Consider the following 13796-nt stretch of genomic DNA (forward strand, 5'->3'; position numbering starts at 1 on the left):
CCCGATTAGTTTATTGTGGTAAAGGTGTTGAAAGCTCTCCTAAGAGGGCTTCAGATAGTTGCGCTTGTTGCGTTTCATTGAGCTCGCTGCCGGCATTATTTTGTAAGATAAAGAAATCTTCGGCGCGCTCTCCAATGGTGGTTATTTTAGCTGATAATAAGGTGATATCGCAGCGATGCAGCACTTCTCCGACGCTGGCTAATAAGCCCGGGAAGTCTAATGCGATTAATTCCATCATACTTGTATCATGGTTAGTCCCAGGTAGGAAACTTACTTGGGTACGAACATTAAAAGGTTTCATGATCCGTGACAGCTTTCTAAATTTTGACGGTTTAGCTTTTTGTGCTGCTAACGCCTTCTCAAGTGACTTTTTAATCGACTGAATGCGGGAAAGCTGGCTGATTGGTTTGCCATCTTGCTCTAGGATAACGAATGTATCTAAGGCGTAATCATCATTTGATGTCATAACGTTAGCATCATGAACATTAATGTTTTTATTGTCTAACACCGCCATAACAGTGGCAAATAACTTGGGTTTATCTTTGGCGTAAACAAACAGCTCGCTGCCACCACGGGTTGTATGCTTTGAAATAAGCACCAATGGTTTTTGCTTGTCGTGTTTCAACAAGGCTTCTGTATGCCATGAAACCTGATTAGGTTGATGACGTAAAAAGTAATCGTCTTTAAACCTTAGCCATAACGCATCAATATTTTTTTGTTTTACGCCACGTCGTAGCAGCTCTTTTTGCGCTTTTTGTTTGGTTTCTTGGACTCGCTCAGCCACATCAATGGGCTTTTCTTTGCCTCTGGCTAACACGCGCTGAGTTGAAAAATATAAATCCCGCAGTAACGAGCCTTTCCAATTATTCCATGCTTTGTGGTTTGTCGCGCAAATATCGGCCACAGTTAAGCAATATAAATAACTTAAATGCACCGCATCTTGGACTCTATCTGCAAAAACGGCCACCACATCAGGATCTGAAATATCACGGCGCTGTGCGGTGACTGACATCACTAAATGGTTTTCAACCAACCAAGCCACTAAACGGCCGTCATGATCGTTTAATCCATGAAGCTTACAAAAATCCAGCGCGTCTTTAGAGCCTAACTTACTATGATCGCCGCCTCGTCCTTTAGCAATGTCATGGAATATAGCGCCTAAAACTAATAAGCCTTTTTTAGGCAACTGATTAATTAAAATCGCGCCTAAGGGGAATTCATCTATCTGCTCAGTTTGCGAAAAGCGGTCAATGTTGAGCAGTAAGCGGTGAGTGTGCTCATCAACCGTGTACGCATGAAATAAATCAAACTGCATTTGACCTTCGATGTTACGCCATGCGGGTAAGTATGAAGATAATATGCCGTGTTTATGCATCAAGGATAAAGCTGTTATGCCACGAGGGTGCTTTAAAATACTCATTAAGCATTTTCTGCACTCTGGGTTATCTTGTAGTGGCCCCTTAAGGCCACGTCGTGCTTTACGTAAAAGCCGCAGCGTTGGGGCATAAATGCGTTGGATATTAGAATTTTTGGCCACTAACAAAAATAAATTAATAATTTGTTCAGGTTGTTGCTCAAACAGTTGATTATCGAGCACTTCAATGAAGTGACCACGGCGCTGATAGTTTTCATTGATTGGCTGAATGGTTAACGGCGCAGTTTGATGCAAGGTTGCACGCTTAAATAACTGCAGCAACATCTCATTTAATTCCATTACCCGTCTTACTGTGCGGTAATAGCGTTTCATCATTTGCTCGACCGCGAGCTGAGTCCCATCCTCATAACCCATTGCTGCGGCAACTTGTCTTTGTAAGTCAAACAGCAGCCTATTTTCATCTCTGCCAGCAATCATGTGCAGTGAAAAACGCAGTTGCCAGAGAAAATCCTGACATTCCAGTAACTCGGTTAATTCAATGGGCTCAAGAAAGTCGTAGCCGACTAATTCTTGTAATGACGCGGCGTCAAAGTGGCGCATAGCCACCCATGCTATAGTTTGAATATCGCGTAAGCCACCGGGACATGACTTGATATTGGGTTCTAAATCAAAGGCATTGGCTTTAGCATGTCGATATTGCTGTTCTTGTTTTTTTGCAAGAAAGAATGTGTCAGAAGGCCAAAAATCATGTTCACGAATCGCGTCATATAATTGATCAAATAAGCTTTCGTCACCTGATAACAATCTAGCTTCAAGCAGGTTAGTAGCAGTGCTGATATCGCTAAGGCCAAGCTCAAGGGTTTGCTCAATGGTGCGCACACTGTGACCGATCTCTAAGCCAGAATCCCAAAGGTAAGTGATAAATTGGCTGATAAGCTCTTGGGCTTGCAGGTTCTTGGCTTCGGTTTGGGTCAGGATCAGTAAATCAATATCAGAGTGGGGGTGTAATTCACCGCGGCCGTATCCACCCACCGCAATGAGCGCAATCGTCTGATCATTAGTATAAAACGATTGCCAAGCTTGTTTTAATAGCTCATCAACAAATACACATCGCTCTTTGACGAGTTCAGTTATTGGCTGCTTTTGAGCAAATTGCGCCAATAAGCGCTGGTTTAGATCGACTAGGGTGTTTTTAGCTACCAGCGCAGTGTTCATTGACGTCCTTTTTACCTAAAAATTAAAGCGTTCTTGGGAATTCTTCTTCATTACGTAGTGTGAGTACTTCGACTCCGGTTTTAGTCACTAGCAATGTGTGTTCCCATTGTGCTGATTTTTTACCATCTGAAGTGGTCACTGTCCAGTTATCTTCTTTATCTAAAACCGTTGTGTAGCGTCCAGCATTAATCATTGGCTCGATTGTGAAACACATGCCTTCTTTTAAAACCGTTTTGTCGTTGTTTTTATAATGGACCACTTGTGGCTCTTCGTGAAAGCCTTCACCGATGCCGTGACCACAATAATCTTGCACGATTGAGTATTTGTCTAAACCAGATTTACTGGCTTTAATGAACTTTTCGATAGCAGTGCCAATTTCACCTAACTTAGCACCCGGCTTGACTTTCTTAATGGCTAAATAAAGGCTTTCTTGAGCAATACGAACTAGACGTTTGTCTTTAGGGCTAACATCACCAATTAAAAACATTTTAGAGGTGTCGCCATGAAAGCCATCTTTGATCACTGTGATATCGATATTGAGCACGTCACCGTCTTTTAATATGTAAGGGCCAGGAATACCATGACACACGACTTCATTTACCGAAGTACAGATTGATTTTGGAAAGCCGTGATAGTTCAGCGGTGCAGAGATAGCTCCATGTTCTTCAGTGTATTTAGCACAGATTTCATTCAACTCATCTGTCGTTACTCCCACTTTTACATGTGGGGCTATCATTTCTAACACGTCAGCGGCTAATTTACCTGCTACACGCATTTTTTCGATTTGTTCTGCTGTCTTGATAACTATGCTCATGAATTTTCTCTTACCGTTGTCGCTGTCAAAAAAGCGCATTTAAAATGTGGCAAAATTTGTACTTTTTACCCAGTTATGATATAAAGCGCGCCGTTATGTATAAGTCTTAACGAAACATAAAAGTGAACTAAGCATCAAAGCTTTCTTCACTTATTGCTTCACTAAGAGTAAAATATGGCGGCCATTATACATGTTATAGATGGCAATTTAACTAAATACTAAATCACACACGTATCGACACATTCTTCGGGGTGCTCTTAGTCTATTTTAGGCAAGGGTCGAAGGTATGGGATCCGTGGAGGTCTAACCCCCCAAATTAAGGTATATAAAATGACTACTGTTTCAATGCGCGACATGCTTCAAGCTGGTGTTCACTTCGGTCACCAAACTCGTTACTGGAATCCTAAGATGAAACCTTTCATCTTCGGTGCACGTAATGGTGTTCATATCATCAACCTTGAGCACACTGTACCAATGTTCAACGAAGCTTTAGCTTTCATTAGCAATGTTGCTTCTAAGAAAGGTAAAGTTCTTTTTGTTGGTACTAAGCGCGCTGCTGGCGAAGCTATCAAAGAAGCTGCAATCTCTTGTGACCAGTACTACGTTGATCACCGCTGGTTAGGCGGTATGTTGACTAACTGGAAAACTGTTCGTCAGTCAATCAAACGTCTTAAAGAGCTAGAAAGCCAGTCTGTTGACGGTACTTTCGACAAGCTTACTAAGAAAGAAGCGTTAATGCGTACTCGCGAGCTAGAGAAGTTAGAAAAATCTCTTGGTGGTATCAAAAACATGGGCGGCTTACCTGACGTATTATTCGTTATCGGTGCTGACCACGAGCATATCGCTATTAAAGAAGCTAACAACTTAGGTATCCCAGTTGTTGCTGTTGTTGATACTAACTCTGCTCCAGATGGCGTTAACTACATCGTTCCTGGTAACGATGATGCTATGCGTTCTATCCGTTTGTACACTTCTTCTGTTGCTGCAGCTGCTAACTCAGGCCGTGGTCAAGATTTAGCTGTTCAAGCTGAGCAAGACGGTTTCGTAGAAACTGTTTAATAAGGTTGATGGTTACCATCTCCCTTATTTGCCAATAATTAATTGGTGAACAGGGGCCTTTAGGCCCCTGTTTTATAGATGAAATATTAAACGAATCAAATTTGAGGACTTAACAATGGCAATTACTGCTGCCCAAGTTAAAGAACTTCGTGACCGCACTGGCGCTGGCATGATGGACTGTAAAAAAGCATTGACTGAAACTAACGGTGATATCGAGCTAGCGATTGATAACATGCGTAAGAGCGGTGCTGCAAAAGCTGCTAAAAAAGCAGGTAACATTGCTGCTGAAGGTACAATTCTAATCAAGCAAGCTGAAGGCTACACAGCATTATTAGAAGTTAACTGCCAAACAGATTTCGTTGCTAAAGACGGTAACTTCTTAGCATTTGCTAACGAAGTACTTGAAGTTGCTGCTGCATCTAAAGTAACAATCGAAGACCTAAAAGCACAGTTTGAAGAAACTCGTGTTGCTTTAGTAGCTAAAATCGGTGAAAACATCAACGTTCGTCGTATCGAGTACATCGATGGCGCTACTCAAGCGACTTACCGTCACGGCGACCGTATCGGTGTTGTTGTAACGGGTGAAGCTGACGCTGAAACACTTAAGCACATCGCAATGCATGTTGCTGCTTCTAAGCCTGAATTCGTTAATCCAACTGACGTACCTGCTGATGTTGTTGCTCGTGAGCAAGCGCTTCAAGTAGAAATCGCGATGAACGAAGGTAAGCCTCAAGAAATCGCTGAGAAGATGGTTATTGGCCGTATGAAGAAGTTTACTGGTGAGATCTCTCTTACTGGTCAAGCTTACATCATGGAGCCTAAGAAAACTGTTGGCGATATTCTTAAAGAGAAAGGCGCAACAGTATCTAACTTCATTCGTTTAGAAGTGGGTGAAGGTATCGAGAAGAAAGAAGAAGATTTCGCTGCAGAAGTTGCTGCACAAATCGCCGCTACTAAAAAAGCGTAATTCAACATCTCTTCATACCCTAAAGCCGCAGCAACCGCTGCGGTTTTGTTATAATTAGGAAAAAGTTATGAGCACCAATCCAAAACCTGCATTTAGACGCGTTCTTTTAAAATTAAGTGGTGAAGCCTTGATGGGCGAAGAAGGCTTCGGTATTGACCCTAAAGTACTTGATCGTATGGCTCAAGAAGTCAAAGAACTGGTTGAGTTAGGTATTCAAGTTGGGGTTGTAATTGGTGGTGGTAATCTATTCCGTGGTGAAGGCTTAGCGCAAGCTGGTATGAATCGTGTTGTTGGCGATCATATGGGCATGTTAGCAACCGTAATGAACGGCCTTGCAATGCGTGATGCACTGCACCGTGCCTATGTAAATGCACGTTTGATGTCAGCCATTCCTTTAAAAGGTGTGTGTGATGACTACAACTGGGCTGAAGCAATCAGTTTATTAAAATCGGGTCGTGTTGTGATTTTTGCAGCGGGTACCGGTAATCCATTCTGTACAACCGATTCAGCAGCCTGCTTACGCGGCATTGAAATTGAAGCTGAAGTTGTACTTAAAGGCACTAAAGTTGATGGTGTTTATTCAGCTGATCCAATGAAGGATCCAGAAGCGGTTAAATACGACACCCTGTGCTTCAACGAAGTGTTAGAAAACGAATTTAAGGTAATGGACTTAGCAGCATTTACGCTAGCCCGTGACCACAACATGCCAATATTAGTATTCAACATGAATAAGCCAGGTGCATTGCGCCGTGTTATCATGGGTGAAGAAGAAGGCACGTATATTAGCGCTAAAAAATCAAGCTAAATCAGGCTTAGAAATTTAACTTGAACGGGTATCGACATAGGGCAACCCGTGTACCATTATCAAGGTGCCGTTCAGGTATTAAGTGTTTGTGACCAAAAGGATATTTAACGTGATTAATACAATTAAAGAAGATGCTCAAGAACGTATGAGCAAATGTGTTGAAGCAACTAAAAACCAAATGGCCAAAGTGCGTACCGGCCGTGCTCACCCAAGTTTACTTGATTCAATTCAGGTTTCTTACTACGGTTCTATGACACCACTTAAGCAAGTTGCTAATATTGGTATCGAAGACTCACGTACGCTAAATGTAACTGTATTTGATGCTACTATGGTGCAAGCTGTAGAAAAAGCGATTATGAGCTCTGATTTAGGCTTAAATCCAATGACTGCCGGCAACTCAATGCGTATTCCATTACCAGCATTGACTGAAGAGCGTCGTAAAGATTTCATCAAAGTGGTTCGTGGTGAAGCTGAAAATGGCCGTGTTGCAGTCCGTAACGTTCGCCGTGATGCTATCAGCGAAATTAAAAAGCTTGAGAAAGCAAAAGAGTGTACTGAAGATGATGTTCGCCGTAGCGAAGATGAAATTCAGAAGTTCACCGATGCTAGCATCAAGAATATTGATGGAATTTTAGCTGTTAAAGAAAAAGAATTGATGGAAGTCTAATTCTCCTCATAGCAAAGCTAGAGTTGAAGCGCCGTGTAAGGTTATACTACACGGCGTTTGTCTATTTGAAAGGGTTGTAATAGATGTCATCCACTGTTGGATTTGAGCCAGAAACACAATTAGATACCGATATTGATTCATCAGAGCAATTGCCTGGGCAATTATCTGATGTGGTTAAACAGTCGTTGCCTAAACATGTTGCCATCATTATGGATGGCAATGGCCGCTGGGCTCAGCAACAAGGTAAACCAAGAGTGTTCGGCCACAAGGCCGGTGTAAAGGCCGTGCGTCGGGCTGTCAGTGTGGCGAGCCAGTTACAAATCGAGTCGTTAACCTTGTTTGCTTTTTCCAGTGAAAATTGGCGTCGTCCTGATAAAGAAGTCAGTTTGCTGATGGAATTGTTTTTCACTGTATTACAGCGCGAAATCAAACTACTGCATAATAATCAAGTGCGTTTAAATATTATCGGTGATATCAGCCGCTTTTCTGCACGTTTACAAAAACAGATCCATGAAGCACAACAAAAAACGGCAGGCAATACTGGTTTAGTGCTTAATGTTGCTGCTAACTATGGTGGCCGCTGGGATATTTTACAAGCGACACAAAAGTTAGCGGATAAAGTCGCCCAAGGTGATTTAGCATCCGATGAGTTAACTGAAGATTTATTAAATCAACAACTGTGCATGCACGGACAAAATGAAGTTGATTTGATGATCCGGACAGGCGGTGATTACCGCATCAGTAATTTTATTTTATGGCAGGCTGCATATGCGGAGTTAGTCTTTACTGACACCTTATGGCCAGATTTCAATGAGCAAGCGTTTAAAGATGCCCTTGCTGTATTTGCCAGTAGACAGCGCCGCTTTGGTTTGACAGGCAGTCAAATCGAAGAAATTCGCGCTATATAAAGAATTAAGAGGCTAAACTTTTGTTAAAACAAAGAATTATAACAGTATTATGGTTACTTCCTCTCGTTATAGGGGCCATTTTCTTTCTGCCTGCAGAGTATTTTGCTTGGGTTTTGGTGCCGGTATTCATGATCGGCGCAAAAGAGTGGGGCAGCTTTATTGACCCTGAGTGTAAAGTGACCCAGTGGACATTTACCGTCACAGTCACCGTTATTTTATTAGCGTTAAACTTTATCGTACCTGTGGATGCAATGTGGCTTAAAGGCCAATTACACCCTATTTTTGTCTCTATTATTGCTATTGGTGCTTTTTGGTGGTTTTTAAGCGCACTTTTAGTTATTTCATTTCCTAAAACTGACAGCATATGGAAAAACAGCCCAATGCTGAAGTCGATGTTTGGTCAGCTAACACTTATTCCCTGTTTTGTTGCCCTCATTACGCTCAAATCAATCAGCAGTAATGTTGACCCTTATTTTGGCGGCACCTTAGTCTTTTTAGTCATGTTAGTTGTTTGGGCCGCTGATACAGGTGCTTATTTTGCTGGTCGCGCATTTGGTAAGCATAAATTGATGCCCAATGTTAGCCCTAATAAAACCCTTGAAGGTTTGATTGGTGGCTTATTAGCAACCTTGGTCGTCGCATGTGGGGTGATGTATTACTCACCAGAACAAGAATTAGCTTTAGTGATTACCGTTACGCTGATAACCGCTTTAGCTTCAGCCTTTGGTGATTTATCTGAAAGCATGTTTAAACGTGCTGCTGATATAAAAGATTCAGGTACTATTTTACCAGGCCATGGTGGAGTACTCGATAGAATGGACAGTTTAACGGCTGCACTACCGATCTTCACTCTTATCTACATCGCATTCTGGATTTAATACAATGCAAAATATGGTCATTTTAGGCGCTACTGGCTCCATTGGGTCAAGTACGTTAAGTGTTATTAGCCAAAACCCACAGCAATATGCGGTTTATGGTCTCGTTGCCAATGCCAGCGTCGATAAAATGTTGTCATTATGTATCGAGCATAAACCAGTATATGCACATATGGTCGATGAATCTGCAGCTAAGGCGCTGCAGCAGCGTATACCTGCTAATATTGCCACTAAGGTGACAACAGGTGAGGATGCGTTATTAGGTCTTGTCACGGCTTCTGAAGTTGATACGGTTATGGCCGCGATTGTCGGCGCAGCAGGTCTTGTTTCAACCTTTGCCGCAGTTAAAGCGGGCAAACGGGTATTGCTGGCAAATAAAGAAGCCTTAGTCATGTCTGGCGAATTGTTTATGCAGGCTACAGTGCAAAGTGGCGCGACCCTACTGCCGGTCGATAGTGAGCATAATGCTATTTTTCAGTGCTTACCTGCCGATATTCAAGCCAACCTTGGGCACTGTGATTTAACCGCATCTGGTATTTCGCATATTTTACTGACAGGCTCTGGTGGCCCATTTTTAACCGCCGATTTAGCCGCGCTTCAATCCATGACGCCAGCACAAGCGTGTAATCACCCTAATTGGTCAATGGGACCTAAAATTTCAGTCGATTCAGCCACCATGATGAACAAGGGTCTTGAGTTTATTGAAGCGCGCTGGTTATTCAATACTAAGGCTGAGCAATTGAAAGTGGTTATTCACCCGCAAAGTGTGATTCACTCTATGGTGCAATATCGAGATGGTTCAGTGCTCGCACAAATGGGTAACCCAGATATGCGTACACCTATTGCCCATTGTATGTCTTTTCCTGAAAGAATTAACGCTGGAGTTGAACCTTTGGACTTTTTCAAAGTCCGAGAATTGAGCTTCTGTGAACCTGACTTCAATCGTTTCCCATGTTTAGGCTTAGCAATGCAGGCTTGTGAGCAAGGGCAAGAGGCGACAACAGTACTTAACGCCGCTAACGAAATTGCCGTAGCAGCCTTTTTAGCTGAACAAATCAAGTTCACTGACATCGCTAAAGTTAATGAAGCGTGTTTATTAAAAGTGCCGCAGTCGTCGTTATCGACGATTGAAGATATTGTACAGTTAGATGCACAAGCACGTGCAATTGCTCATGAAGCAATTAAATCAATTAACTAGTTCTTAGGAGAACAATGTTAGATTTTTTATGGAACCTAGGGTCATTTATTGTCGCATTAGGTATTTTGATTACAGTTCATGAATACGGACATTTTTGGGTTGCACGCCGTTGCGGCATAAAAGTCGAACGTTTTTCTATTGGCTTTGGTAAAGCCATTTGGCGCAAGGTTGGTAAAGACGGCACTGAGTACGTTGTGGCGATGATCCCGCTTGGCGGTTATGTCAAAATGCTTGATGAGCGAGTAGAAGAAGTCCCAGAGGAATTACTCGACCAAGCTTTTAATCGAAAAACCGTTTGGCAGCGTATTGTGGTTGTGGCAGCCGGGCCCATGGCCAACTTTTTGTTCGCCATTGTTGCCTTATACCTTATGTACATCATTGGCGTACCTTCTTTCAAGCCTGTTATTGATACCACCAAAGCCAATACTCCTGCGGCGCAGATAAGCATTAAAGAGCCAATGCAAATTTTATCGGTATCTGGTCAAAAAGTCAGAAACTGGGAAGAAGTTAATTTAGCGTTAGTGAGTCATATTGGCGGCGATTCGTTAGAGATCAGTCTTACACCGCTTAATGCGGCCGTCACAGATGCCCAGATTGGTCAATCCCATACGCTTGATATTAGCCAATGGACATTTGACCCCGATAAAGAATCGCCAATTAGTGCAATTGGTTTAGGTATTTATCGCCCAGCCATTGAACCTATAATAGCCTTGATCACCAAAGGTAGCGCGGCAGAATATGCTGGTATGCAGGTTGGCGATGAAATTACTGCCATCAATGGTAAACCATACCGCGATTGGAATGCGTTTGTAGATGTGATACAAAAGTCTGCCGATAAAACGGTGCAGCTAAAAATATTACGTGATAATCAAGCATTAACCCTTAATGTCACCCCGCAAGCACAAACCAATGCTGCAGGCCAAGTGATTGGCATGGTCGGGGTAAGTCCTACTCAAATTGATTGGCCGGAAAGTATGCGCTTCCAGCTTGAGTATGGCATAGTAGATTCCTTCACAGCAGCCGCTGATAAAACATGGCAACTGGTGGTTGTCAGCTTTAAGATGATTGGAAAACTGTTTACCGGCGATGTGTCGGTGAAAAACTTAAGTGGTCCTATTTCTATAGCTCAAGGTGCTGGTACCAGTGCAGACTATGGATTTGTGTACTTTCTTGGGTTTATCGCACTCATCAGTGTGAACTTAGGCATCATTAATTTAATGCCTTTGCCAGTGCTCGATGGGGGACACTTGCTGTATTACTTTATCGAAGTGATTACGGGTAAGCCTGTACCGGAGAAGGTACAGGACATAGGATTCAGGTTTGGCGCAGCGATGCTGTTATTGTTGATGAGTGTTGCACTCTTTAATGATTTTTCCAGACTCTGAGCAGGGAACACAAATAATTAGAAGTGCTCTATGAGATTGAATAAACTTTTTGCCTCGATGATTTTAGTCGGCGCGTCATTTTCAGGCAATGGTATGGCGGAAACTTTCCAACCATTTGAAGTGACCGACATCCAGATTGATGGTTTACAGCGAGTCGCACTTGGTGCTGCCTTGCTAAACCTGCCCGTTAAAGTGGGCGATACGGTAGACCAAGTAAAATTACAGCAAGCCATTAAAAGCTTGTATGCCTCAACCAACTTCGAAACCATCAGTGTTAGCCATGAAGATGGCGTATTGCTTGTTTCCGTTAAAGAGCGTGCCACTATCAGTGCTGTTACCTTTGAAGGTAACAAAGATATTAAAGATGAGCAGTTACAAGAAAGCTTAGACGGCTCTGGTATTAAAATCGGTGAGTCACTTGATAGAACCATGTTGTCAGGCATCGAAAAAGGCCTGCAAGATTTCTATTACGGTGTGGGTAAATACGGCGCGAAAGTTGAAGCAGAAGTCATTAACTTACCTCGTAACCGTGTTGAACTTAAATTTAACTTCACTGAAGGCTTAGCGGCTGAAATTCGCCAAATTAACGTAGTGGGTAATACCGTTTTTTCAGATTCTGAATTAATTGGTTTACTTGAGCTTAAAGATTACGTTGCTTGGTGGGACTTATTTGGTGAGCGCCGTTATCAAAAGCAAAAGCTTGAAGCTGATTTAGAAACGGTAAAAACCTACTATCACAACCAAGGTTATATTCGCTTTGCGGTAACATCAACCCAAGTGGCAATGACCCCTGATAGAAAAGGCTTGTACATCACCATCAATGTTGATGAAGGTGATAAGTACGAGGTCTCTGAAGTTAACTTAACCGGTGATTTAATGGGCCGTGAAGAGTTGATGAAGGCTATCTTGCCGATCAAAGAAGGCGATATGTACAACGGTGGTGATGTTACCTTCACCGAAGAAATGTACAGCAAGTATTTAGGCCGTTTTGGTTATGCTTATCCTGAAGTAAAAACCTATCCAGAAATTAATGACGAAACCAAAGAGGTTGCATTAAACATTAATGTTAACCCTGGTAAACGTGTTTACGTGCGCTCAATTAACTTCAGCGGTAACACAGTTACTAAAGATGAAGTAATGCGTCGTGAACTACGTCAAATGGAAGGTGCGTGGTTAAACTCAGCTCAAGTTGAGCAGTCAAAAGTATTGTTAAACCGTTTAGGTTACTTTGAAACAGTTGATACTGAAACCGTACAAGTACCTGGCAGTGATGACTTAGTGGATGTGGCTTTCAATGTGAAAGAACAGCCATCTGGTTCATTTAACGCCGGTGTGGGTTATGGTACTGAATCAGGCTTAAGTCTGCAGTTTGGTGTACAGCAAAGTAACTTCTTAGGTACGGGTAACCAAGCGGGTATTAACTTAAATACCAATAAGTATTCTAAGAACGTTAACTTCTCTTACACTGACCCGTACTTTACTAAAGATGGTGTGAGCTTAGGCGGCAGTATCTTCTGGAACGAGTTTGATGCAAACGAGGCTAACCTTGAGCGTTATAAGAATAAATCTTATGGCATCGCGGTAAACTCAGGCTTCCCGATAAACGAAAATAACCGTTTAAATGGTGGTATCGGCTATCGTCATAACGCGATTTCAGAAATCTCTGCTTACGAACAAGCATTACGTTTCTATAATGTTTACCGTGAGTCTGATGACCCGAATTCTGATTTAGCCTTTGATAACTTTGAGATAAATGGTGGTTGGTATCGCAGTACATTAAACCGCGGCACCTTCCCAACAGATGGTTCATCGCAGCGCCTAAGTGCGAAAGCAACCATTCCAGGGTCGGATCTGCAGTATTTTAAAACTGACTTTGATACCAACTTTTACTTACCATTAACCCGTAACCACAGCTTTGTGTTACTAACGCGAGCGCGCTTAGGTTATGCCAATGGTTATGGTAAGTTTAATGATAATGATCAAATTTTGCCTTTCTGGGAAAACTATTACTCAGGTGGTAGTAGCTCATTACGTGGCTTTAAGTCTAATTCTGTCGGCCCTCGTTCGTTCTATTTATATCGTGGTAGTGAGCCATGTGCGCCAGATCCATCAGGTGACGGCTGTACACTGCCAGGTGATCCTAACCGAATTCAAGTGAGTTCTGGTCGTTCTATTGGTGGTAATGCCATTGCGACTGCCAGTGTGGAAATGATTGTTCCAACGCCTTTCTTGGATGAGGCTTATTCTAATTCAGTACGTACTAGTTTCTTTGTTGATGCTGGTAACGTATGGGATACCGAGTTTGATTATGACTCGTATAGATACCTTCCAGCGGATGAGTTTGACAAACTGGAAGATTATAGCGACCCAGGTCGGATCCGTGCCTCTTGGGGTATGAGCGTCCAATGGTTATCACCAATGGGACCTATGGTGTTTAGCTTGGCTTGGCCGATTAAAGAGTACGAAGATGATGAAACAGAGATATTTTCGTTCAACATTGGCAAAACGTTCTAAAACAAATACACTCA

11 protein-coding genes are annotated in these 13796 nt (G+C 42.5%); 9 read left to right on the forward strand and 2 right to left on the reverse strand.

All coding sequences use genetic code 11. The features are described from left to right. Positions 1 to 10: 10 nt before the first annotated feature. Positions 11 to 2590: a bifunctional uridylyltransferase/uridylyl-removing protein GlnD gene (gene glnD, locus AB4160_RS08915; protein WP_372004261.1), complete on the reverse strand. Its 2580-nt coding sequence runs from the start codon at positions 2588 to 2590 to the stop codon at positions 11 to 13. 22 nt (positions 2591 to 2612) lie between these two features. Continuing rightward, positions 2613 to 3404, reverse strand: coding sequence for a type I methionyl aminopeptidase (gene map / locus AB4160_RS08920; protein WP_076542906.1), 792 nt, complete (start codon positions 3402 to 3404; stop codon positions 2613 to 2615). Between the two features lie 330 nt (positions 3405 to 3734). Here map and rpsB point away from each other — a divergent pair, with 330 nt between their 5' ends. From rpsB to bamA, 9 genes are all read left to right on the forward strand, one after another. Then, positions 3735 to 4463, forward strand: a complete 729-nt coding sequence (gene rpsB, locus AB4160_RS08925) for a 30S ribosomal protein S2 (protein ID WP_076542905.1) — start codon at positions 3735 to 3737, stop codon at positions 4461 to 4463. Positions 4464 to 4578: 115 nt separating this feature from the next. Further along, positions 4579 to 5430, forward strand: coding sequence for a translation elongation factor Ts (tsf, locus tag AB4160_RS08930; protein ID WP_372004263.1), 852 nt, complete (start codon positions 4579 to 4581; stop codon positions 5428 to 5430). A 67-nt stretch (positions 5431 to 5497) separates the two neighbouring features. Continuing rightward, a complete protein-coding gene (gene pyrH, locus AB4160_RS08935) occupies positions 5498 to 6235 on the forward strand; it encodes a UMP kinase (RefSeq protein ID WP_076542903.1) in 738 nt (245 codons plus the stop codon). Positions 6236 to 6344: 109 nt separating this feature from the next. After that, entirely contained in the window at positions 6345 to 6902 is a 558-nt protein-coding gene (gene frr, locus AB4160_RS08940) for a ribosome recycling factor (RefSeq protein WP_076542902.1), read from the forward strand. An 83-nt stretch (positions 6903 to 6985) separates the two neighbouring features. Further along, positions 6986 to 7810, forward strand: coding sequence for an isoprenyl transferase (locus AB4160_RS08945; RefSeq protein WP_102439651.1), 825 nt, complete (start codon positions 6986 to 6988; stop codon positions 7808 to 7810). 20 nt (positions 7811 to 7830) lie between these two features. After that, a complete protein-coding gene (locus AB4160_RS08950; protein ID WP_102439650.1) occupies positions 7831 to 8688 on the forward strand; it encodes a phosphatidate cytidylyltransferase in 858 nt (285 codons plus the stop codon). Between the two features lie 4 nt (positions 8689 to 8692). Then, positions 8693 to 9883 carry a 1-deoxy-D-xylulose-5-phosphate reductoisomerase gene (gene ispC, locus AB4160_RS08955; protein WP_102439649.1) on the forward strand — a complete coding sequence of 397 codons (1191 nt, stop codon included), beginning with the start codon at positions 8693 to 8695 and terminating at the stop codon, positions 9881 to 9883. 14 nt (positions 9884 to 9897) lie between these two features. After that, positions 9898 to 11268 carry a sigma E protease regulator RseP gene (gene rseP / locus AB4160_RS08960; protein WP_372004265.1) on the forward strand — a complete coding sequence of 457 codons (1371 nt, stop codon included), beginning with the start codon at positions 9898 to 9900 and terminating at the stop codon, positions 11266 to 11268. A 30-nt stretch (positions 11269 to 11298) separates the two neighbouring features. After that, positions 11299 to 13782 carry an outer membrane protein assembly factor BamA gene (gene bamA / locus AB4160_RS08965; protein WP_102439647.1) on the forward strand — a complete coding sequence of 828 codons (2484 nt, stop codon included), beginning with the start codon at positions 11299 to 11301 and terminating at the stop codon, positions 13780 to 13782. The last annotated feature ends 14 nt before the right edge of the window (positions 13783 to 13796 follow it).

The organism is Shewanella sp. 10N.286.51.B8, from assembly GCF_041469325.1.
Taxonomy (GTDB): Bacteria; Pseudomonadota; Gammaproteobacteria; order Enterobacterales; family Shewanellaceae; genus Shewanella.